General features: G+C 58.0%; 27 protein-coding genes. 4 read left to right on the forward strand and 23 right to left on the reverse strand.

Annotation, left to right across the window (positions count from 1 at the left end; genetic code table 11):
* Positions 1-30: 30 nt before the first annotated feature.
* A complete protein-coding gene (gene grxC / locus VXJ35_RS12785; protein ID WP_054762461.1) occupies positions 31-285 on the forward strand; it encodes a glutaredoxin 3 in 255 nt (84 codons plus the stop codon).
* Positions 286-334: 49 nt separating this feature from the next.
* Here the strand turns inward: grxC and VXJ35_RS12790 are convergent, their stop codons facing one another.
* The 14 genes from VXJ35_RS12790 to smpB all read right to left on the reverse strand — a co-directional run bounded on the left by VXJ35_RS12790 (position 335) and on the right by smpB (position 13,016).
* Complete coding sequence (locus VXJ35_RS12790) at positions 335-913, reverse strand: PilZ domain-containing protein (protein ID WP_054762436.1); 579 nt, start codon at positions 911-913, stop codon at positions 335-337.
* Between the two features lie 77 nt (positions 914-990).
* A complete protein-coding gene (locus VXJ35_RS12795) occupies positions 991-2,181 on the reverse strand; it encodes an O-succinylhomoserine sulfhydrylase (RefSeq protein WP_064021855.1) in 1,191 nt (396 codons plus the stop codon).
* Position 2,182: 1 nt separating this feature from the next.
* Entirely contained in the window at positions 2,183-3,691 is a 1,509-nt protein-coding gene (gene purF / locus VXJ35_RS12800) for an amidophosphoribosyltransferase (protein ID WP_064021856.1), read from the reverse strand.
* A gap of 12 nt (positions 3,692-3,703) precedes the next feature.
* Complete coding sequence (locus tag VXJ35_RS12805; protein WP_064021857.1) at positions 3,704-4,222, reverse strand: CvpA family protein; 519 nt, start codon at positions 4,220-4,222, stop codon at positions 3,704-3,706.
* Positions 4,223-4,264: 42 nt separating this feature from the next.
* On the reverse strand, positions 4,265-5,074 hold the full coding sequence (locus tag VXJ35_RS12810) for an SPOR domain-containing protein (protein WP_064021858.1): 810 nt from the start codon (positions 5,072-5,074) through the stop codon (positions 4,265-4,267).
* An 11-nt stretch (positions 5,075-5,085) separates the two neighbouring features.
* Positions 5,086-6,351: a bifunctional tetrahydrofolate synthase/dihydrofolate synthase gene (gene folC / locus VXJ35_RS12815; RefSeq protein ID WP_064021859.1), complete on the reverse strand. Its 1,266-nt coding sequence runs from the start codon at positions 6,349-6,351 to the stop codon at positions 5,086-5,088.
* Between the two features lie 11 nt (positions 6,352-6,362).
* A complete protein-coding gene (accD, locus tag VXJ35_RS12820; protein ID WP_064021860.1) occupies positions 6,363-7,298 on the reverse strand; it encodes an acetyl-CoA carboxylase, carboxyltransferase subunit beta in 936 nt (311 codons plus the stop codon).
* A gap of 23 nt (positions 7,299-7,321) precedes the next feature.
* The gene (trpA, locus tag VXJ35_RS12825) at positions 7,322-8,125 is read right to left on the reverse strand and encodes a tryptophan synthase subunit alpha (RefSeq protein WP_054762426.1); all 804 of its coding nucleotides are present in this window, start codon (positions 8,123-8,125) and stop codon (positions 7,322-7,324) included.
* A complete protein-coding gene (gene trpB / locus VXJ35_RS12830) occupies positions 8,122-9,342 on the reverse strand; it encodes a tryptophan synthase subunit beta (RefSeq protein WP_064021861.1) in 1,221 nt (406 codons plus the stop codon). Before trpB ends, trpA begins: the two co-directional genes overlap by 4 nt.
* A 5-nt stretch (positions 9,343-9,347) precedes the next feature.
* Entirely contained in the window at positions 9,348-9,968 is a 621-nt protein-coding gene (locus VXJ35_RS12835) for a phosphoribosylanthranilate isomerase (RefSeq protein WP_054762313.1), read from the reverse strand.
* Positions 9,969-10,082: 114 nt separating this feature from the next.
* Positions 10,083-10,877 carry a DUF2231 domain-containing protein gene (locus tag VXJ35_RS12840; protein WP_064021862.1) on the reverse strand — a complete coding sequence of 265 codons (795 nt, stop codon included), beginning with the start codon at positions 10,875-10,877 and terminating at the stop codon, positions 10,083-10,085.
* Positions 10,878-10,910: 33 nt separating this feature from the next.
* Positions 10,911-11,939 carry an FAD:protein FMN transferase gene (locus tag VXJ35_RS12845; protein ID WP_064021863.1) on the reverse strand — a complete coding sequence of 343 codons (1,029 nt, stop codon included), beginning with the start codon at positions 11,937-11,939 and terminating at the stop codon, positions 10,911-10,913.
* 21 nt (positions 11,940-11,960) lie between these two features.
* Entirely contained in the window at positions 11,961-12,527 is a 567-nt protein-coding gene (locus VXJ35_RS12850; RefSeq protein WP_064021864.1) for an isochorismatase family protein, read from the reverse strand.
* Between the two features lie 3 nt (positions 12,528-12,530).
* Positions 12,531-13,016, reverse strand: coding sequence for an SsrA-binding protein SmpB (smpB, locus tag VXJ35_RS12855; protein WP_054762304.1), 486 nt, complete (start codon positions 13,014-13,016; stop codon positions 12,531-12,533).
* Between the two features lie 95 nt (positions 13,017-13,111).
* Here smpB and VXJ35_RS12860 point away from each other — a divergent pair, with 95 nt between their 5' ends.
* Genes VXJ35_RS12860 through VXJ35_RS12870 form a run of 3 tightly spaced genes read left to right on the forward strand, consistent with a single transcriptional unit; the run spans position 13,112 to position 15,179 of the window.
* Positions 13,112-14,470 (forward strand): sodium-dependent transporter, encoded by a 1,359-nt coding sequence (locus VXJ35_RS12860; RefSeq protein WP_064021865.1) that lies wholly within the window; start codon positions 13,112-13,114, stop codon positions 14,468-14,470.
* Positions 14,471-14,908, forward strand: a complete 438-nt coding sequence (locus VXJ35_RS12865) for a type II toxin-antitoxin system RatA family toxin (protein ID WP_082409860.1) — start codon at positions 14,471-14,473, stop codon at positions 14,906-14,908.
* The gene (locus VXJ35_RS12870; protein WP_064021866.1) at positions 14,898-15,179 is read left to right on the forward strand and encodes an RnfH family protein; all 282 of its coding nucleotides are present in this window, start codon (positions 14,898-14,900) and stop codon (positions 15,177-15,179) included. The genes VXJ35_RS12865 and VXJ35_RS12870 overlap by 11 nt, the downstream gene beginning before the upstream one ends.
* Positions 15,180-15,526: 347 nt before the next feature.
* On the opposite strand, the gene VXJ35_RS12875 is transcribed toward VXJ35_RS12870, so the two are convergent.
* Genes VXJ35_RS12875 through prmB form a run of 9 tightly spaced genes read right to left on the reverse strand, consistent with a single transcriptional unit; the run spans position 15,527 to position 22,138 of the window.
* A complete protein-coding gene (locus tag VXJ35_RS12875) occupies positions 15,527-15,910 on the reverse strand; it encodes a DUF3192 domain-containing protein (RefSeq protein ID WP_082880906.1) in 384 nt (127 codons plus the stop codon).
* Positions 15,911-15,926: 16 nt separating this feature from the next.
* Positions 15,927-16,694 carry a 3-deoxy-manno-octulosonate cytidylyltransferase gene (kdsB, locus tag VXJ35_RS12880; protein ID WP_064021867.1) on the reverse strand — a complete coding sequence of 256 codons (768 nt, stop codon included), beginning with the start codon at positions 16,692-16,694 and terminating at the stop codon, positions 15,927-15,929.
* Positions 16,691-16,882 carry a Trm112 family protein gene (locus tag VXJ35_RS12885; RefSeq protein ID WP_064021868.1) on the reverse strand — a complete coding sequence of 64 codons (192 nt, stop codon included), beginning with the start codon at positions 16,880-16,882 and terminating at the stop codon, positions 16,691-16,693. The genes kdsB and VXJ35_RS12885 overlap by 4 nt, the downstream gene beginning before the upstream one ends.
* Positions 16,875-17,879 (reverse strand): tetraacyldisaccharide 4'-kinase, encoded by a 1,005-nt coding sequence (gene lpxK, locus VXJ35_RS12890; protein WP_064021869.1) that lies wholly within the window; start codon positions 17,877-17,879, stop codon positions 16,875-16,877. The genes VXJ35_RS12885 and lpxK overlap by 8 nt, the downstream gene beginning before the upstream one ends.
* Positions 17,876-18,310, reverse strand: a complete 435-nt coding sequence (locus tag VXJ35_RS12895; protein WP_054762967.1) for a biopolymer transporter ExbD — start codon at positions 18,308-18,310, stop codon at positions 17,876-17,878. The genes lpxK and VXJ35_RS12895 overlap by 4 nt, the downstream gene beginning before the upstream one ends.
* Complete coding sequence (locus VXJ35_RS12900) at positions 18,310-18,924, reverse strand: MotA/TolQ/ExbB proton channel family protein (protein WP_064021870.1); 615 nt, start codon at positions 18,922-18,924, stop codon at positions 18,310-18,312. Before VXJ35_RS12900 ends, VXJ35_RS12895 begins: the two co-directional genes overlap by 1 nt.
* 35 nt (positions 18,925-18,959) lie before the next feature.
* Complete coding sequence (locus VXJ35_RS12905) at positions 18,960-20,117, reverse strand: MFS transporter (RefSeq protein ID WP_064021871.1); 1,158 nt, start codon at positions 20,115-20,117, stop codon at positions 18,960-18,962.
* Positions 20,118-21,206 carry a chorismate synthase gene (gene aroC, locus VXJ35_RS12910; RefSeq protein ID WP_064021872.1) on the reverse strand — a complete coding sequence of 363 codons (1,089 nt, stop codon included), beginning with the start codon at positions 21,204-21,206 and terminating at the stop codon, positions 20,118-20,120.
* Positions 21,207-21,208: 2 nt separating this feature from the next.
* On the reverse strand, positions 21,209-22,138 hold the full coding sequence (gene prmB / locus VXJ35_RS12915) for a 50S ribosomal protein L3 N(5)-glutamine methyltransferase (RefSeq protein ID WP_064021873.1): 930 nt from the start codon (positions 22,136-22,138) through the stop codon (positions 21,209-21,211).
* Between the last annotated feature and the right edge of the window lie 46 nt (positions 22,139-22,184).

Genomic DNA, 22,184 nt, shown 5'->3' on the forward strand with positions numbered 1-22,184 from the left:
GCGACTTTATTAGCATTCATTAATTTAGCCATGCCGGAAATCATCATCTATACCACGAAAATTTGCCCTTATTGCACGATGGCGAAACGCTTGCTGGAGCGTAAGGGTGCCCGTTATACCGAAATCAACGTCGACGCCGAGCCGGGTTTGCGGGAACAGATGATGGAAAAAACCAAACGGCGCACGGTTCCGCAAATCTATATCGGCGAACGCCACATCGGCGGCTTCGACGATTTGCACGCACTGGACATGAACCAAGAACTGGATCCGCTGCTCCAGGATTGAATGGAACCGGCCTGCGTGGGCGGCGCCCGCCGCCTCCGAAGCCGGCCTTTTAGCGCATCGTGACTAATTGCAAGCCGATGCGGGTACTGATTTCGTTACTGTCGTACCAGACGATTTTACCCAGAGCGCTCAAACCCAACTCCGGGCACTGCACTTTGACCGGTGCGTTGATTTTGATGGCTGGCGAGCTGCCCGCCAGTTTCAAACACATGCCTTCCACCGAACGGTCCAAACCCTCCACCGCAAAGCGTTCCTTCTCGACGAACAACTCCGCCTGGAAACGCTCGGCCTTGCGGTAACCGCGCCGCTTGCGCCAGAGTTTTTGCGCGTTGTGCACCACATCGCGGAACTCCAAGCCCATCATGATCCGGTTACGGTCGCGTTTGACCCAGACGATGTCCACTTCCCCGGCTAACTGCAATTCGGCGACGAAAATTTCCGCGCGCCGGCTCTGCTCCAGCAATACCTCGAAATCCCGAATCGTGGTCAGTAAATCGCCCGGCATGACTTCCAGCATCGCACCGTTCAACGACACGTCGTAGCAATTGATCTCTAAGGTTTCGCCGCCGACGTAAAGCTTACCCTCGGCATTGAAGTTTTTTCGGTACTCTTTTCTATCCTGGAACATGCTCGGAATCTCTGGGGAATTTCGGACAAAGATAGCTTATTTTTGGCTTTACGTTCGCTGCCCCGGCCTGCGGCGCATCAGGCCGCAGCCAAGCCGGCGGCCAAATCGGCCTTGATATCGTCGATATTTTCCAAGCCGACCGAGATCCGCACCAGGCTGTCCTTGATCCCGGCCTCGGCGCGGGCTTCCGGCGTCAGCCGGCCGTGGGTGGTCGTGGCCGGATGGGTGATGGTGGTTTTGACGTCGCCCAGATTGGCCGTAACCGACAACACCCGCGTCGCATCGATCAAGCGCCAGGCTTCTTCCTTACCGCCCTTCAATTCGAAGCTGACCACCGCGCCGAAATGGCTTTGCTGGCGTTTGGCCAGTTCGTGCTGGGCATGCGAGGCCAAGCCAGGATAATGCACTTTGCCGACGGCGTCTTGACGCTCCAGCCACTTGGCCAATTCGAACGCGTTGTCGCAATGGGCTTTCATTCGAATCGCCAGCGTTTCCAAACCGCCGGCAAACACCCAGGCGTTGAACGGACTCAACGTGGCACCGCCGGTACGCAAATAGGGATAGACCTGCTTTTCGATGATCTCTTCGTTAGCGACCACGGCGCCGCCGACGCAACGGCCCTGGCCGTCGATGTATTTAGTCGCCGAATGCACGACGATGTCGGCCCCCAAAGCCAGCGGTTGTTGCAAGATCGGCGTGCAAAACACGTTATCGACCACCAGCAGGCAGCCATGGCGGTGAGCAATATCGGCCAAGGCCCGGATATCGGCAATTTCGATCAGCGGATTCGACGGCGTTTCCAGAAACAGGAAGCGGGTGTTGGGCTTGATCGCAGCTTCCCAGGCGGCCGGATCGGTCAACTTGACGAAATCGGTTTCGACGCCGAATTTGCCGAAATAATTTTGAAATGCCAGTACCGTATTGCCGAACACGCTGCGCGAGCAAACCACATGGTCGCCCGCCTTCAATAGCGCCATACCCACCGCCATGATGGCCGCCATACCGGATGCGAACGCCAGACAACGTTCGCCTTTTTCCATCAGCGCCAGACGTTCCTGGAAGGTAGCGACCGTCGGGTTGGTAAAGCGCGAATAGATATTGCCGGGCTGCTGGCCGGTAAACTTCAGCGAGGCTTCCTCGGCCGAGCCGAACACATAGCTGGAGGTGGCGAAAATCGGCATACTGTGCTCGCCCTCGTGGCTCCGCTTCTGGCCGGCGCGTATGGCCTGGGTTTCTGCGGCGTAATCTTGCCAATCCGGTTGGTTCATATTATCTCGCCACCTGCATTTCGATAATAAAACTGCTGCTTTTACGGGTTTCCTGGGCGTGGTCGTTGCGCAAGGCCTCGATCTTCGCCAAATAGGCATCGTCGATATCGCCGGTCACGTAGTCGCGGCTGAAGCAGGACGTGTCGAAGTGCGCGATCTTCGGATTGCCGCGGCCGACCGCTTCGATCAAATCGTCCAGATCCTGGTAAATCAATTTATCGGCCCCCAGCGCCTTGCACACCTCGTCTTCGCTACGGCCGTGGGCGATCAACTCGCGCGCGGCGGGCATATCGATACCGTAGACGTTGGGGTAACGCACTGGCGGCGCAGCGGAGGCGAAATAAACTTTTTTGGCGCCGGCGTCGCGGGCCATCTGGATGATCTGTTCGGACGTGGTACCGCGGACGATGGAATCGTCCACCAGCAAAACGTTTTTACCGTCGAATTCCAGCGAAATCGCGTTCAACTTTTGTTTGACCGACTTTTTGCGCAGCTTCTGCCCCGGCATGATGAAGGTACGGCCGATGTAACGGTTTTTCATGAAGCCTTCACGAAACTTGACCCCCAGATCGTGAGCGATTTGCGATGCGGCAGTGCGGCTGGTATCCGGAATCGGAATCACCACGTCGATGTCGTGGTCCGGCCATTCGCGCTGGATTTTTTCGGCCAGTTTTTTACCCATCCGCATCCGCGCTTTGTAAACCGAGATGTTGTCGATGATCGAATCCGGCCGGGCGAAATAGACGTATTCGAAGATGCACGGGCAATGGTCGATGGTCTCGGCGCACTGGCGGGTGTGCAATTTGCCGGAAGCCTCGATGAACACGGCTTCGCCCGGCGCCAGATCCCGAATCAGGCGAAAATCCAGCACGTCCAGCGCGACGCTCTCCGACGCGATCATGTAATCGACGCCGTCCTCGGTTTGACGCTCGCCAAACACGATCGGCCTGATGCCATGCGGGTCGCGAAACCCCAATACGCCGAAACCGGCAATCATCACCACCACCGCGTAAGCGCCGCGGCAGCGATTGTGCACCGCGCTGACAGCCTGAAACACGTCGTCCACGGTCAAGCGCAGTTTGCCGAATTGCTGCAATTCGTGGGCGAATACGTTCAACAACACTTCCGAGTCGGAATCGGTATTGATATGGCGTTGATCGTCTACGAACACCTGCCGCTTCAATTCCTCGGTATTGGTCAGATTGCCGTTGTGGGCCAGCGTCAAGCCGAACGGCGAATTGACGTAAAACGGCTGGGCCTCGGCGGAACTGGTGCAACCGGCGGTCGGATAACGCACGTGAGCAATGCCCATGTTGCCTTTCAGCTTCATCATTTGCTCGGGCGAAAACACGTCGCGGGCCAAACCGTTGTCCTTACGCAAATGCAGGCGGCCGCCGTCGCAAGTGACGATGCCGGCAGCATCCTGGCCCCGGTGCTGCAACACGGTTAAGGCATCGTACAGGTCTTGGTTAACACTTTGATTGGAAACAATAGCGGCAATACCACACATAGCTGATCCGGATTATCGATAATGAATGTAATCCGCCAAACCGGCCGGCATCTGGCTTTTCAACCAGACCGCCAAGGCTTGAAACGGAGGAATGAGTACGGACTGTTTCCACCACGGGTCTTCCGGCAGCGGCGTGACCCCGGCCAGAATCACCAGCATGGAAACCAGCACGGCCCCGCGGGCGATGCCAAACAACATGCCGAGCAGGCGGTCGCTGCCGCTCAGGCCGGTTCTCTCGATCAATTGGCTCAACAGGAAACTGATCAGGCTGCCCAAGATCAACGTCGCGAAAAACAGTAAGCCGAAGCTGGCGGCGATGCGGGCCGACGGGTAGCTGATCGTGGATTGCAGCAACACCGACAGCTCGCGGCTGTAGTGGGTCGCCACCCAAACTGCCGCAATCCATAGCACCAGCGCAAAGGCTTCCTTGATAAAACCGCGCACCAAGCCCATCACCGCCGACATGGATATGACGGCAATAATGGTGTAATCAACCCACAGCAGTTTGTCCCAAGGCACCAAATCCGGCATCGCTCAGTAAACTATAGAAATAACCAAACCGGGCAAAACCAATTATTCGTCGGCGGAAACGAAGCTGTTGACGTTGATCTGCGCCAGTTTGGCCTTGACCGCCTGGGCTTTGGCTTTGTCGACGATGGGTCCGATGCGGACTTTGAAGACGGTGCCTTTATCGCCGGCCACTTCCTTAACCGTTGCCGCGAAACCCTGTTGCTTCAAACTCTCCTGCAAACTGGCGGCATTGGCTTTCTGGCTGAAAGTTCCCACCTGTAAATACCAGCGGTTGGTTTCCTCGGCTGCGGCGGCAGGCTTGGCAGCCGGCGCGGCCAGCGGGGCTTGAGCCGAAGGCTCGGGTTTGGCTTCGGCCGGTTTCGCCAACGGTTTCAACGGTTTCGGGACCGGCGCGACGCTGGTCAGCGGCTGTACCGGAGCGGCCGGTTTTGCCGGCTTCGGCGCGATCGGCAAATCCTCCGCTTCGGCCGGCTCTTCGTCGGCAGGCGCCAGGGCCCGCGGCGACGGCTTTGCCGGCGATGCAGCGGAAGGCGTTAGCGGCGCCGCTTCCCGCGCACTCAATTTGATTTGCGGCTTCACAGCCTCGAATTCGGTTTCGGCTTCGCCTTCTTCGACGAATTTCGGGGCCTGCTTGGCAGCTTCGGCCGGAGCCTCGGCCACGTCTTCCACTTTTTCCGGAAGCGGCATGATTTCGACATCCTGCGCTTTGGCAGGCAACTCGGGAATTTTCAGTTCGCTGATATTTTTACCGGTTTCGTCGATAGGATCGTCGAACAACATCGGTACGAAAATCGCGGCCAGCGCGGTAATGACCGCCGCACCTATCAATCGCTGTTTCAATTCTTGATCCATTCCGATCACCTCTAAGAAAATTTTGCCAAATATTCGGATACCAGAAAAAACGAGCCGAACACCAGAACCAGCTCGTCCGGCCCCGCCGCTGCCCGGGCCGCTTGGAATGCGGCCGAAAAATCGGCGAAACCGCTGTCGACGTTCGCCATATCCAACTGCCGAAAATGGGATTCGATCAATGCCGGCTCGGCGGCGCGCGGATTATCCAGCGGCGCCAGATACCACCGCGCCACCCGCTCCCGCATCATCTGCACCACGGTAGCGATATCTTTGTCGCGCATCATCGCGAATACGGCATGGATCGTGGCGGCGGGAAAATAATCGCGCAGATAATCGACCAGCGTGCCGACCGCTTGCGGATTGTGGCCGACATCCAGCAATACGCGCGGTTTGCCGGCGATCAACTGAAACCGACCCTGCAGGCTGGCCTGGCGCAAACCGGCGCGGATCGCCGCGTCGTCGACCGGTAACCGCTCCTGCAACGCCGAAACGGCCATCAGTACCGCCGCGGCATTCCGGTATTGGTGCTCGCCTTTGAACGCCGGAGCCGGCAAATCGCGGAAAGCTCGCTCGCCGCCTTGCCATTCCCAGGTTTCGCCCTGTTTGCGGTAAGCGAAGTCATGTTCCAATTGGTAAACCTTGGCGCCAATCCGCTCGGCTACCTGCCGTAACGAGGCCGGTGCCGCTGCATCGCCGATCACGGCAGGCACCGACTGCCGAAAAATGCCGGCTTTTTCCCGGCCTATCGCTTCCACGGTGTTACCCAACCAATCGACATGATCCAGCGCGATAGTAGTTACCAACGCGACGTCGGGATCGACAATGTTTACCGCATCCAACCTGCCGCCCAAACCCACTTCCAATAGCTGTACGTCCAGGCCGGCTTCGGCGAACAGGCACAGCGCCGCCAACGTGCCGAACTCGAAATAGCTCAGGCTGGTCTCGCCGCGAGCCGCGTCGATTCGGGAAAATACCCGGCAAATGTCGGCGTCGGCAACCGCCTGGCCGTCGATGCGGATTCTTTCGTTGTAGCGCAAGATGTGCGGCGAAGTGTAGGCGCCGACTTTGTAGCCTTGCGCCCGGTATATTGCCTCCAGCATCGCCACGCAGGAACCCTTGCCATTGGTACCGCCCACCGTGACGGTCAAAGGCTTGGCCTGGGTCGGGTTCAACTGCCGATAAACACCGGCGACCCGCGCCAAACCCAAATCTATCGAGCGCGGATGTAATTGTTCCTGCCAGGCCAGCCAAGCTTGCAGCGAATCGAAACGCGCCATTTCGACCGGCTTTAATCCTGAATCGGCAAGGTTTCGCTGACTGGACTTTGGGCCAAATCGCCGCTTTCGCCGGCCGCGGCTGCCGAAACGCTAACACCGCCGCGCAAAATCGCCAGGATGCCGGCTATTTTATCGCGCATCTCGCGGCGATCAATGATCATGTCGATGGCGCCGTGCTCCTGCAGAAACTCGCTGCGCTGAAAACCTTCCGGCAATTTCTCGCGTACGGTCTGTTCGATCACGCGCGGCCCGGCGAAGCCGATCAATGCATCGGGCTCGGCGACGTTGATGTCGCCCAACATCGCCAGACTGGCCGATACCCCGCCCATGGTCGGGTCGGTCATGAAAGAAATATACGGGATGCCGGCGTCCGCCAGTTTGGTCAAAGCCGCGCTGGTTTTGGTCATTTGGAACAGCGAAAACAAGGATTCCTGCATCCGGGCGCCGCCGCTGGCGGTGAAGACGATGAACGGCGCTCCGCTGCGCAAGCTTTCGTTGACGCCGCGCACGAACCGCTCGCCGACCACCGAGCCCATCGAGCCGCCCATGAAACCGAAATCGAACGCAGCCGCGACGATCGGATAGCCTTTCAAGGTGCCCTTCATCACCACCAGCGCGTCGTTTTCGTTACTTTGCTTTTGCGCCTGGCTAATCCGGTCTTTATAGCGTTTGCTGTCCTTGAATTTAAGCGGATCGGCCGGTTTCAGCCCTGCGCCGATTTCCTGGCAATTGCCTTCGTCCAGAAAAATGTTCAGCCGTCGCCGGGCGGAAATGCGCAAATGGTGTTCGCACTTCGGGCATACGCTGAAGTTTTTTTCCAGCTCGGCATTAAACAGTATCGCGTCGCAACGCGGGCACTTGTTCCACAAACCTTCCGGTACGGTGGTGCGTTTTTGCGACGATTCGGTTCTTATCGCAGAGGGGACCAGTTTTTCAAACCAACTCATTCGGGGTGTTCTCCGCTATATGCTCAGTGGTCCATTGCGTGACGCATGGATTTCAACAGTTCGATGATTTCGCGTTTGGCCTGCTCGGGATCGTCGAGATTGGCCTCGACTTTGCTGATCAAAGCACTACCGACCACGACGCCATCGGCGATGGCGGCAATCGTTCGCGCCGTCTCGGCATCCTTGACGCCGAAACCGACGCCGACCGGCAAGTCGGTGTTGGCTTTAATCATGGTTAACTTGTCTTCGACATCGGCGACATCCAAATGGCCGGCACCGGTGACGCCTTTCAGCGAAACGTAATACAGGTAACCGCTACCGACTTCGTGCATCTTGCGAATCCGATCCGGCGTCGTGTTCGGCGCCAACAGAAAAATTTGGTCGATACCGCGCTCGCGCAGCAATTTGACGCAGTCTTCCGACTCTTCCGGCGGCAAATCCACCGTCAATACGCCGTCGACGTCGGCCCGCTGTACCGCGTTGGCGAAACCTTCGTAACCCATGATTTCGATCGGATTCAAATAACCCATCAACACCAGCGGCGTGGTCTGGTCGGTCTTGCGAAACTCCATCGCCATCGCCAGCACTTTGCGCAAGCCGACATGGTGGGCCAAGGCGCGTTCGCTGGCGCGCTGGATCACCGGGCCGTCGGCCATCGGGTCGGAAAACGGCACGCCCAGCTCGATCACGTCGGCGCCGGCCTTGACCATTTCGTGCAACATCGGCACGGTGAATTCCGGATACGGGTCGCCGGCAGTGATGAACGGAATCAAGGCTTTGCGGCCGGAGGCTTTCAATTCGGCGAATTTGGCGGCTAAACGGCTCATAGGCTGATTCCCTCGCGTTGCATGATGGTGTGCATGTCCTTGTCGCCGCGGCCGGACAGGTTAACGACAATGACCTGATCCTTGCGCATCGTCGGCGCCAGCTTCATGGTATAGGCCATGGCATGGCTGGATTCCAGCGCCGGAATGATGCCTTCCATCCTGGTCAGCGCGTGGAAACCCTGCAAGGCCTCGTCGTCGGTGATGTTGGGATACTCGGCCCGGCCGATGTCTTTCAGCCAAGCGTGTTCCGGACCGACGCCTGGATAATCCAGACCGGCCGAAATCGAATGGGTCTCGATGATTTCGCCGTCGTCGTCGGCCATTAAATAGGTCCGGTTGCCGTGCAATACACCGGGACGGCCGGCCGACAACGGCGCGGAATGGCGGCCGGTGGCGATACCGTCGCCGGCCGCTTCGACACCGTACATCTTGACGCCGGCGTCGTCGATGAAGGGATAGAACAAACCGATGGCGTTGGAACCGCCGCCGACGCAGGCGACCAAAGCGTCGGGCAATTTGCCGGCTTGTTCCAGGCATTGTTTGCGCGCTTCGCGGCCGATCACCGCCTGAAAATCGCGCACCATTGCCGGATAAGGATGCGGCCCGGCCACGGTGCCGATGATGTAAAACGTGTTGTCGATATTGGTGACCCAGTCGCGCAGGGCTTCGTTCAATGCATCTTTGAGGGTTTTCGAACCCGACTCGACCGGCACCACGGTGGCGCCGAGCAACTTCATCCGGTAGACGTTCAGGGCCTGGCGGGCCACGTCGACCGCGCCCATGTAGACCACGCATTCCAAACCCAGCCGCGCGGCGACGGTCGCGGTGGCGACGCCGTGTTGGCCGGCGCCAGTCTCGGCGATGATGCGGGTCTTGCCCATGCGTTTGGCCAGCAAGGCTTGGCCGACGGTGTTGTTCACCTTATGGGCGCCGGTGTGGTTCAGGTCTTCCCGCTTCAAATAAATCTGCGCGCCGCCCAGATGTTCGCTCCAACGTTGCGCATGGTACAACGGCGACGGCCGGCCGACATAGTCGCGCAGGTCGGCATCCAATTCGGCGATGAAATCCGGATCGTCGATGTAGCGCTGGTAAGCGGCGTTGAGTTCGGTAATCGCCGGCATCAGCGTCTCGGCCACAAAGATACCGCCGTAGGGACCGAAATGGCCCCTGGCGTCCGGCATATCGTACTTGTCCCCCAAAGGGTATGTGTCAGTCATAATTCTCAAGTCGCTCGATTAGTTATTCTTATGAAATCGGCCATTTTCGCCGCATCCTTGATGCCTTTCCGGGCCTCTACGCCGCTGCTGACATCCAATGCATACGGTTTAACCGCAGCCACCGCCTCGGCGGCGTTGTCGGCTGTCAAGCCGCCGGCCAATATAAGCGGCAACGATCGGCTCTGCGGAATCAAATCCCAGTCGAAACCGCTGCCGCTACCGCCCGGCAGGCCCGGGTGGTAAGCGTCCAGCAACAGTCCCGCCGCATCGGCATATCGGCTTTCCAACTGCGCCACGTCAATTCCCGGCCGCATCCGCACCGCCTTGATATAGGATTTGCGGTAGATCCGGCACGCTTCCGCCGGCTCGTCGCCGTGGAATTGCAGGCAATCCACCCTAACCCGGCCCAGCACTTCCCGGACCCTATCCGGTTCGGCATCGACGAACAAGGCTACCACGCTGACGAAGGCCGGCAAGGCCTCGCTGATCGCCGCCGCCTGCGCAATTTCGACGTAACGCGGACTGGGCGGGTAAAACACCAAACCTATCGCATCGGCGCCCAGCCGGCCGGCTTGCACGGCATCGTCGACATTGGTAAAGCCGCAGATTTTAACGCGGGTACGCATGGCCAAGCTCATAAAAAATGGCGGCGTAGGATACCACAGCTCAGCGGGAAATCATGTCCGCGACCAAATAAAAAGGCCGGACGAACCAGCCTTTGCCGCGCCGGTTTCGGCCGCTCAATGGTCATGTTTGTGGTTATGCTCGTGCTGGTGGCTGGCGGCCGCCGGCGCCGGCTCGGCTTGCGGATGTGCCGCGCCGTCCTCGTCCTGATGAATCGCACTGCCCAAGCCCAGCTCCTGTTTCACGACGGGTTCGTCGTGATCGACCGGTTGGTCGAAATCGGGCTCGCCGTGTTCGTGGCGCAATGCTGCAGCCCGGTTCGCATCGGCAGCCGCCTCGACCGACACGCCGTATTTGTAAACCATCAAACCGCCCAAATCGGCCGTGAACGCCAATAAACCGGCCAACAGACCGGCTAGCGCCAAGTAGAAAGCATTGGCCGGACCGGCCGGATGGGCTTTGGCAATCCCGCGCCATACCGCCAGAAACGCAGCCAGGCCGAATACGGATATCCCCAAATGTTCGTGGTTTTCCATGATCTCGTGGACGTCGCCGCCGTGGGCGACCGTATCGGCCGCGATAAACCCGAAGGTCGCGGTAATTCCGGCAAAGGCGACGCCGAGATACAAAAACCAACCGGCGACCCGGCGCCACTCCGCCCGTCCGGCCAAACTACCGGCCAGATCCAGCGCAAAAAACAGACTCAACAATGCGATCGGAAAATGCACGAACAACGGATGCAAATTCTGCAATGCCGCAATGCCCGGCAATAAACCGTGAAAGGTTTCGGCGGGCGATTGCCGCACTGCGCTTTCCAAAAACGCCAGCAGACTGTCGACGCCGCCGGCTACTCCGCCGCTGTCGGCGCCGCCATGAATCGAAAATCGGATTTGACTGTCTAGTCCCAACATGAATCCCCCTGGTTTCGGCACTCCGGCCTTGGCTTAATTGATCGTGACGGTGGTCGAGGTCGTCAACGCCCGCGTCTTGCTCTCGACGAATTCGCTGCCGCGCTGCTGGATAAACAAGGCCTGCAGCTTCTCGTTATCGGCCAGCTTCATACCCTCGTCCTGGCCCAGACAGAGCAACGCGGTCGACCAGGCGTCGGCGACCGTCGGATTTTCGTCAAACACGGTGACCGCCACCAAATCGTGCTCGACCGGCCTGCCGGTGCGCGCATCGAGGATGTGACTGTAACGCTGGCCTTTCAGATCGAAATAATGCCGGTAAGTGCCGCTGGTCATCACCGCCATCGGCGCATCCTTCGGTAAGGTCACCGCCTTGTGCATGGTTCTTTCGCCGGGCAACGGCTTCTCGACGGCGATGACCCAGGCTTTGCCGTCGGGTTTATGGCCCAGAGATTTCAATTCGCCGCCGATTTCGACCAGATAATTGTCCAGCCCCAATCTTTCCAGGGCTTCGCCAACTTTGCCCACACTGTAGCCCTGGGCGATGGACGACAAGTCGACGCGAAGATTGGGCAATTTCTTCAACAAATGGGCGTCGTCGACGATTTCCAATTTAGACATGCCGACATTGGCCAAAGCGGCATCGATAGCGGCCTGCTCCGGCACGTGCAATTCGTCGTTTTGAAAGCCCCACAATTCGAACAAAGGCTTGATCGTCAGATCGTAGCAACCGCCGCTGAGTTGGCTGACGGTTTGCGCGACTCTGACCAGGGCGACGATTTGCGCATCCACGGTCTGGCCGACCGTCACAGAAGAAACATTGAATTGCTCGATTTCGGAATCGGGCCGGTAATTCGACAATAATTTGTCCAGTTCGGCCAGCGTCTTGTCGACTTCGGCTTGCACTTGTTTAACATCGACAGCCGGCTCCGACCAATAGCTGACGTGGTAAGTGGTGCCTTGGGCAAAGCCCTCGAATTTCTGCACCGGCACCTGCGGCTCGCCGCCGCAGCCCGCCAGCAAGAACGCTCCCAGTATCGGTCCGATCCATGCCGTCCGTATCATTTATCCCCCACTACAATGTGTTCAACGCAATAAGCTGGAAATTGTTTTAAACCGTTCGTGCTTGGCGTCGCGCAACCATTCGAACAATACCGACTCGTGGCAGCTCAGCGTTATGCCCTGTTGCTGCATGCGTTGCAAGGCCAAGGCTTTGTGTTCGGCACGCCGCGAGCAGACGGCATCGGCGACTACATGTACCCGGTACCCCAGATTCTGCAACTCGAGCGCCGTTTGCAACACGCACACGTGGCTTTCTTGGCCGGCCAGCACTATCTGCTTTCGACCCAGCGCCGCCAACGCCGCGCAAAAACCCGCCGCCGCACAGCAGGAAAATCCGGTTTTGGCGAAAACTTGCGCTGCGGCAGGCAACAGTTCCAGCAGGTTAGCTTGGGTCGGCCCCAAGCCCTGCGGATACTGTTCGGTCAGCAATACCGGGACTTCCAGCAAAGATGCCGCCGTCAGCAGGCGCTCGCTGTGCAGCGCCATTTCCCCGGCTTCTTCCGCCGCCATCGCCGCACTAAGCCGGGTTTGGATATCCACCAGCAGCAGGACGCTGTGATTCGCGTCGAGTAAATTGGGATGGGAAGACATGGCTCAGCCGTGTTTCATGATGCGCGCTTTGTCGCGCTGCCAATCCTTGTCCTTGGCCGCCGCGCGCTTGTCGTGCAGTTTCTTGCCCTTGGCCAAGCCGATTTTCAGTTTGGCCCGGCCTTTGATCCAATACATCGCCAGCGGGATCAGGGTGTAGCCTTTACGCTCCACCGAACCGATCAACTTGTTCAATTCGCGCCGGTGCAGCAACAGCTTCTTGCGCCGCACCGCGTCGGGGTTGACGTGGGTCGAGGCCGACAGCAGCGGCGAGACGTGCGCCCCGCACAGCCAGGCTTCGCCGCGTCTGATTTCGACGTAGCTTTCCTTCAACTGTACCCGGCCGTCGCGCAGACTCTTGACTTCCCAACCTTCCAACACCAAGCCGGCCTCGAATTGTTCGTCTATCGTGTATTCGTGGGTGGCTTGCCGATTTAGGGCAATGGTGTTGTCGTTGGCTTTGGAGTCCTTTTTGGATTTTTTGGCGGCCATGTAGCTCGGATTTTTAGACTGACTGAAAACGGGAATTTTGTTATTTTACTCACACACCCGTTAAATAACGACTTAAAAAACACAGGGCGCAACACATGAGCGATAAAACCCGATCCATTCACGGCGAGTGGTCCTCCCGCTTTGCATTTATTTTGGCCGCCACCGGATCGGCGGTGGGATTGGGTAACATTTGGAAATTTCCGTACATCACCGGCCAAAACGGCGGCGGCGCCTTCGTCATGGTGTATTTGGCCTGCGTCGCGGCAATCGGCGTGCCGATCATGATCGCCGAGATCATGTTAGGCCGGCGCGGCCGGCAAAGCCCGATCAACACGATGCAGCGCCTCAGCGCCGAAGCCGGCGCCGATCCGCGCTGGCATTACCTGGGCTGGTTGGGCATGATCGCCGGCTTTCTGATCCTGGCCTACTACAGCGTGATTGCCGGCTGGGCCATGGCTTATATCTTCAAAGCCTTCTTCGGCGGTTTCTTCGGCACCGATGCCGGCGAGGTCAAAGCCATGTTCGACGGCCTGATGGCCAGCCCGCTTCAGCAATTGTTTTGGCACACGCTGTTCATGTTCATCACGATGCAGGTGGTAATGCGCGGCGTGCAGGGCGGCCTGGAAAAAGCCGTCCGCTTTTTGATGCCGGCGCTGTTTGTCATCTTGATGATTCTGGTGGCCTACGCGATGTCTTCCGGGGCCTACGAACGAGGCATCGACTTCCTGTTCAGCCCCGATTTCAGCAAGATCGACGCCGACGCGGTGTTGACCGCGATGGGCCACGCCTTCTTCACGTTGAGCTTGGGCATGGGCGCGATCATGGTCTACGGCTCCTACCTGCCCGGCCACGTCTCGATCGCTAAAACCACGTTCTTTATCGCTGGCGCCGACACTATAGTCGCACTACTGGCCGGCATCGCCATCTTTCCGTTGGTCTTCGCCAACAACTTGGAAGCGGCGGCCGGACCGGGGCTGATTTTCCAGACGCTGCCGCTGGCCTTCGGCCACATGGGCGGCGGTTGGCTATTCGGCGTGCTGTTTTTCGTGCTGCTGTTTTTCGCTGCGCTGACCTCGTCGATTTCGCTGATCGAGCCGACCGTAGCCTGGCTGGTCGAGAACAAAAACATCGAACGCCGCCGCGCCTGCATCTGGTCCGGTAGCGCCTGTTGGGCTTTGGGCGTGGCCGTGGTGTTTTCGTTCAACATCTGGTCCGGCCACAAATGGTTCGACAAAAACCTGTTCGAATTGCTGGATTATTTGACCGCCAATCTGATGCTGCCGATCGGCGGTTTGTGTATCGCCTTATTCGCCGGCTGGACCATGCGCCAAGCCGATACCGAGCAGGAATTGGAAATGCCGGCGCAAGGTTTTCAGGTCTGGCAATTTTTGATCAAATACGTCGCGCCGGCCTCGGTCTTTCTAGTATTCCTGCACGTACTCGGGGTGCTGTAAATGATTACGGTGATACAAAAAAGCGCGCTGGTAAAATTCTCCGCGCAGCAGATGTTCGATCTGGTCGACGACATCGAATCCTATCCGAAATTCTTGCCCTGGTGCTCCGGCAGCCGGGTATTGCGCCGGGAAGGCGACATCGTCGAAGGCCAAATCGACATCGCCAAAGCCGGCTTTCACAAGTCGTTCACGACCCGCAACAAAATCGACCGCGGCGGCCGCATTCAAATCAGTCTGCTGGACGGTCCGTTCAAGTCGTTGGAAGGTTTCTGGAGCTTCATGCCGTTGCGCGAGGACGCCAGCAAAATCTCGCTGGACCTGGAATTCGAAATTTCCAACGCTTTCGCCAGCTTGGCGTTCGGCCCGGTGTTCAACCAAATCTGCAACACGATGGTCGGCTCCTTCACTCAACGCGCCAAAGCCCTGTATGGCGGTTGATCGCATTAACGTCGAAGTCGCCTACGCGCTGCCGGAGCGGCAATTGCTGATTCCGCTGGCTTTACCGCTCGGCAGCACGGCGGACCAGGCCATTTCAGCCTCCGGCATCGCCGGCCAACTCCCCGACATCGACCTGACGCAGCAAACCATCGGCATCTTCGGCGCGGTTTGTACCAAAGATAAAGTTCTGGCCGACGGCGACCGGGTGGAAATCTACCGGCCGTTGCGAAAAAACCCGATGGAAGCTAGGCGGGAACGGGTGCAAAAGTGAAGACTCCAGCTCCTGCAGCCCACTGAAGAATGCGTTTAACGCAAAGATCAAATCCTTAAAAAATCTTATGCCGGGAGCATAGCTTGAGATTCGGGCAAAATAATCAGCCGTGTACTAGAAATAATTAAGCCGACTCAACCGATTAAGCGGCTTGAAATCCAAAACCACAGTTTTTAGTCAGTTGAAAACTTCTTCCTACCCCTGACTACGCCAGCCACTCCCGTTTGCCGCTACGAGCGCTTAAGTTTTTATCGAGAATTGCCTGAAGGGATACATTAGTCCTGCTTATCCCTTGGCAGTCAGCATGAATATGAAATCGAATCTGTAGCACTGGCAGCCAAGAGCAATCAATATCTTTTTCTTACGCTGTCATTACCCCAACTAACAACTTTTCCATCTTTTAAAACAACTGGGGTCGTAATGGATTTAAGAACTGGGGTAAACGGAGGATTGCGTCTTGTGACGTAATAAAGTATTTCATAGTTACCGCCATCATCGCCAACAAACCCCTCTACTATCCAGGGATTATTCACTACTCCGTCCTTGGTATTTGCCATCTCCGTACCCATCAACGCAATTACTTCATTCTTATTCATTCCGATTGATAGGCGAACTAATCTGCCTTGATTTAAGGATGCTAACTCACTCAGTGTCAACTCAGCTTCATGAACTGGTTTACTCGAACAAGCAACGACGAAAAAAAAGAACAGCGTCATTAAAACTTTATTCATGCGTAATCCTTTCCGTTCACGATGAATACAAAAAATTAGAAACCCTCACCAAATCCTCCTCCGTGTCCACCCCCGCCTCCGGCGTCTTGTCGACGATTTTCACCAGCACTTTTTCGCCGTGCCACAGAATCCGGAGCTGCTCCAGCGATTCGACGCTCTCCAGCGGCGAGGCCGGCCAATCGCAATAACTCTTTAAAAATCCGACGGTGTAGGCGTACATGCCGATGTGGCGCAAATGCGGTAAGTCCCCGGCGGCGATATCGTGCTTGTCGGGAAACGTCGCCCTATTCCACGGAATCGGCGCCCGGCTGAAATACAGCGCGTAGCCGTCTTTATCCAACACCACTTTCACTGCATTCGGATTGAAGATTTCTGCCGCATCCGCAATTTTTGCCGCCAACGTGGCAATGCCGGCCCGGTTTTGTCCCGCCAAAGCCTGTGCCGCATCGCGGATGTAAGCCGGTGGGATCAATGGTTCGTCGCCTTGCAGGTTGACGACGATTTGCTGGTCGGCCCAACCCATGATGCTAGCCACTTCGGCGATACGTTCGGTGCCGGACTGGTGGTTGGGATCGGTCATCACCGCCTGCAACCCCAGCTTGTCGACCGCGTCGAAAATACGCCGGTCGTCGGTCGCTACCACCACTTGCTCGGCTTCCGCTGCCAAAGCCCGTTCGCAGACGTGAACGATCATCGGTTTGCCGGCGATATCCAGCAGCGGCTTGCCCGGCAAACGGGTGGAACCGTAGCGAGCCGGAATCACGACCTTAAAGCCGGTACTCATTTTCTCAGGGCTTCGGCTTCTTCGAAACTCAATTCGCGCGCCTCGTCTTCCAACATGACCGGAATGCCGTCGCGGACCGGGAACGCCAGTTTGTCGGCCTTGCAAATCAATTCCTGCTTGTCTTTATCGTAAATCAGCGAGCTTTTGCACAACGGGCAGGCCAGAATGTCGAGTAGTTTTTTATCCATGGGTTTTGGTTTTCAGTAGTTTTAACAGCTGTTGAGAAAATGCCTCGGGCAATTCGGCATCGATGGGTAAATACCAGAAATCATCGGCGGCAAAAGCGGCACATTTGACGGCATCTTTTTCAGTCATGACCAGCGGCCGTTGCTCTTTAAACTGCAAATCGGCAGCACTAAACGGGTGATGATCCGGGAAGGCGTGGGTTTTACAGACCAAACCGGCCCCGGCCAATTGGTTGAAAAACCGCTTAGGGTTACCGATTGCGGCGACGGCATGGACCGCCACGCCTTTAAACTCGGTTATTGGCCGGCTTTCGCCGGTTTTTAAGTTGACTAATTGCTGACCGACGCATTGCATCGGTACCTCGCCTTCCAGCAATTCCAACGGGCTGTTAACCACGACCAGATCGACCTGTTTGATCCGCTCCGGCGGTTCGCGCAGCGGACCGACCGGCAGGCAGTAGCCGTTGCCGAAGCGGCGTTGGCCGTCGATGACGACGATTTCGATGTCGCGTTCCAGCGCATAGTGTTGCAAGCCGTCGTCGGAAATAATCACATCGCAGTGATGATTTGCCAGCAAATGTTTGGCAGCCGCCGGCCGGTCCCGGCCGATTGCCACCGGGCAACCGCAACGCCGGGCCAGTAATACCGGCTCGTCGCCGACCACGGCCGGATCGCTCTCCGCCGTAACCATTTGCGGACCGGACCGGTCTTTAGCGCCGGCATAGCCGCGGCTAATCACGCCGGGCTTGTAGCCTTGTTGGCGCAGAAACTCGGCCATCCACACCACCAGCGGCGTTTTGCCGGTACCGCCGACCGTGATATTGCCGACGATAATGACCGGCACCGGCAGCTTGGTTTTTTTCTTGATGCCGACCCGATAAGCGAAGCGGCGTAGGCGCACCGCATCGACGTACAGCATCGATAGCGGCATGAACCAGGCCGAGATGTACATTTCGCTGTACCAGGCGTCTTCGAACCATTTGATCAGTTTTTTGTTCATGGCTTTTCCGGCTGGTTGACGGCAAAAGTAATGTGGTGGAAACCGAGTTGGTTGGCTACGTCCAACGCGCTGACCACGGCCTGATGCGGCGCTTTGCCGTCGGCGCTGATGATGAACGGCAATTGCCGGGTTTCGCCGGCGAACTGGGCCAGCGCCGCTTTCAGGCCGTCCAGGTTTTGGTTGACCAGCTCGTGAAACTGGTTGTCTTCGCCGGACAGCGAATACACGCCTTTGGCATCGACATAGAGGTTGATGGTTTTGCCAGGCTCGGCCGCATCGCTACCCTGCGCTTCCGGCAAATTGATTTTCAGTTCGGAATGGTGGCGGAACGTGGTCGCCACCATGAAGAAAAACAGCAGAACTAGCAACACGTCGATCATCGGGATCAAACCGATCTCGACCGGAGCCCGGCGGCGGCGGCGAAATTCCATCACACGTCCTCTCTGGCGCCTTGCATGATATCGACCAGGCGCAACGACTCCTCTTCCATCCGTACCACGTGGTCGTCGACCAACCGTTCGAAATAGCGGTGAAAAAACAGGCTCGGGATCGCCACGGTCAAACCGGAAGCGGTGCAGATCAAAGCCTCGGAGATGCCGCCGCTCAATACCGCCGGATCGCCCATGCCGCCGACGGCGATGTCGGAAAACACCCGGATAATGCCGTCCACGGTGCCCAACAGGCCCAGCAACGGCGTGATCGAGGCGATACTGCCCAAGGCGTTCAAATAGCGCTCCAGTTCGTGGGCGACCTGGCGGCCGACTTCCTCGATACTGGACTTCATGATCTCGCGGCCGTGTTTGCGGTTCAACAAGCCGGCGGCCAGTATCCGGCCCAGCGGCGAACTGAGCTTGATCCGGCGGATCGTCGCTTCGTCGAGCTTGTGCTCGCGGTGCAATTGCCAGATGTAAGGCACCAGGTCAGCCGGGAGGATGCGTTTACGTTGCAGCGACCAGAACCGCTCGCCAATGATCGCCATCGCCACGATCGAACACAGAATGATCGGCGCCATCATCCAGCCGCCGTTTTTGATTACCTCGAACACTGTTTCCTATCCCAAGTTGATTAACCGGCCCAATTTTAACCCAATCTCGGCTGCGATTCCCGAGCCACGCCGACGAAGGCGATCAGCCAAGCGACACCGCAGACCAGCGCGGCAATCAGGTAAACTTCGCGGCCGCCCAGCAAATCCCAGAAATAACCGCTATACAGGCTGCCGGCCATGCCGCCGACGCCGAAACTGGCGCTGCTGTACAAGGCCTGGCCCTTGCTCTGGTGGCGTTCGCCGAAATAGTGGTACAGCAACTGCATCGCGACGACATGCGCCACGCCGAAGGTAGCGGCGTGCAGCAGTTGCGCGGCGATGGTCAACGCCAAGGAGTCGACACCGTCGGCGATCAACCACCAACGCACGACGCTGAGCGCAATCGCCCACAGCAACAGGCTGCGCGGCCGGCACCAGCTCAGCAGGCGGCGCATCGCCAAAAACAACACGATTTCCGCGGCGACGCCGGTCGCCCATAACAGGCCGGTTTCGGTGGCAGTGTAGCCGTGTTGCTTTAAATAAACCGAGTAAAACACGTAATACGGGCCGTGGGCCACTTGCAGCAACAGGTATACCAGCAGAAAAGCCAGCAATTCCCCGCGCAACAAAATCTGCCAGATGCCGGGGCCGGATTGGCCGCGATCGCCGCGCGGCAGCGCTTCCGGCGTCAGCAGCGCCGCCAGCCAGTTCGACAGCATCAAACCGCCGATAATCAGCGGCAAGTTGGCGATACTGAAATAATCGAGAAAACGGCCGATGCCTAGCACGGCGGCGATAAACCCGATCGACCCCCACAAGCGGATGTGGCTGTAGCGCTGCGGCTCGGACTGCAAATGAAACAAGGTTGCCGCCTCGAACTGCGGCAAGGTCGCGTTCCAGAAAAAACTGAACACCACGGTGACCAGTGCGAACCAGAGATAATCGTTACGCAGCAGAAATCCGGCAAAACTCAACGCCGCCAGCAGCAACGTCAATCGGACCAAACGCAGATTGCGGCCGGTTTTGTCAGCCAGCCAGCCCCAATAGTTGGGAGCGACGATTTTGGTCGCCACCATCAGCGCGGTCAGCTCGCCGATTTGCTCGGCAGCGAAACCGGCCTGTTTCAGATACAAACTCCAGAACGGCAGAAACGCGCCGAGCGTGGCGAAATAGCAAAAATAAAAGCCGGATAACCGCCAATAGGGGACGGGCATTTAACGCAAGACAGGCAAACCGCAGTCGACGTGCAGGTTTTGGGCGCGGTGGCGCAGCAGATGGTCCATCAATACCAGCGCAACCATCGCTTCGGCGATCGGCGTGGCGCGGATACCGACGCAGGGATCGTGGCGGCCTTCGGTGACCACTTCGATAGCCTCGCCCTTGGTGTTGATGCTGCGGCCCGGCAAACGCAGGCTGGAGGTCGGCTTCAACGCAATGCGGGCGACGATGTCCTGGCCGGTGGAAATGCCGCCCAGAATGCCGCCGGCGTGGTTGCTCAGAAAACCTTCCGGCGTAATTTCGTCGCGAAATTGGGTGCCTTTGCTGGCGATACAGTCGAAGCCATCGCCGATTTCGACGCCTTTCACCGCATTGATGCTCATCAGCGCGTAAGCCAATTCGGCGTCGAGCCGGTCGAAAATCGGCTCGCCCAAGCCCGGCGGCACGTTGCCGGCCACCACTTCGATTTTGGCGCCGATCGATTCGCCTTCCTTACGCAAGGCATCCATATATTTTTCCATTTCCGCCACTTTGCCGGCATCGGGGCAGAAAAACGGGTTATTCGGAATTTCGTTCCAGTCGAATTGTTCGATCTTGATCGGCCCGAGTTGCGACAAATAACCGCGTACTTGTATGCCGTGTTGCTGGTACAGGTATTTCTTGGCGATCGCGCCGGCCGCCACCCGCATGGCCGTCTCCCGCGCCGAAGAACGGCCGCCGCCGCGGTAGTCGCGGATGCCGTATTTGTGGTGATAGGTGTAATCGGCGTGGCCGGGACGGAAACTCTCGGCGATTTTGCCGTAATCCTTGGAGCGCTGATCGGTGTTCTCGATCAACAAACCGATAGGGGTGCCGGTGGTTTTGCCTTCGAACACGCCGGACAGTATCTTGACTTCGTCGGCCTCGCGGCGCTGGGTCGTATGGCGCGAGGTACCGGGTTTGCGCCGATCCAAATCGATCTGCAAATCGGCTGCGCACAGTTCCAGACCCGGCGGGCAGCCGTCGACGATGGCGCCGAGCGCCGGACCGTGGCTTTCGCCGAAGGTAGTGACGGTAAACAGTTTGCCTATGGTATTTCCGGACATGGTTAAAGCGCGTTGGTAAAGAGTTGATGGTAAGCGGAAACTTGTTCGGCGGTCAGCAGAAACACGCCGTCGCCGCCACGTTCGAATTCCAGCCAATGGAACGGCACTTCCGGAAACATGTCCTGCAAAGTCTGGGCGCTACTGCCGACTTCGACCACCAGGATGCCGTGCTCGGCCAGGTAGCGTCCGGCGTCGGCCAAAATCCGCAACACCAAATCCAGACCGTGTTCGCCGCCCTTGAAACCCAACGCCGGCTCGGCATGAAATTCGGGCGGCAGGCTTTCCCATTCGGCAATGGCGACGTAAGGCGGATTGCTGACGATGATGTCGTAGGGTTTGGCCGGCAGCTTTTCGAATAAGTCCGATTGGTAGAGTTCGACCTGCTCCGCCAACTGGTGCTTGTCGACATTGATGCGGGCTACGGCCAGCGCGGCGTCGGACAGTTCCACCGCATCGACTTGCGCTTCCGGGAAGGCGTAAGCGCACGCGATGGCAATACAGGCGCTGCCGGTGCATAAATCCAGAATGTTGAATACCTGGGTTTCGTCGACCCAAGGTTCGTAGCGTTCGGCAATCAATTCGGCAATCGGCGAGCGCGGTACCAGTACCCGTTCGTCGACGTAAAACGACAAACCGGCAAACAAGGCTTCGTGAGTCAGATAAGCCGACGGCTTGCGCTCGACGATACGCCGCTCTACCAGTTCGGCCACTTGCTGGCGCTCGGCCATGGTCAATACGCTGTCCAGATAGCTGTCGGCCAGATCGTAAGGTTGATGCAGCGTGTGCAACACAATCGCTGCCGCTTCGTCCAGCGGCGTGACGGTGCCGTGGCCGAGAAAAACCTTGTGTTCGGCGAAGCGGCTGGCGGCCCAGCGGATGTAATCTCGAATGCTGCTCAGGGTTGTAATAACATCCGGGCCTGTTATAGTCATAGCGTATCCGTGTGTAAAAAATGCAGCGGCGGATTTTAAACCAAAC

It is taken from the genome of Methylomonas sp. DH-1 (assembly GCF_046097555.1).
Lineage (GTDB): Bacteria > Pseudomonadota > Gammaproteobacteria > Methylococcales > Methylomonadaceae > Methylomonas > Methylomonas koyamae.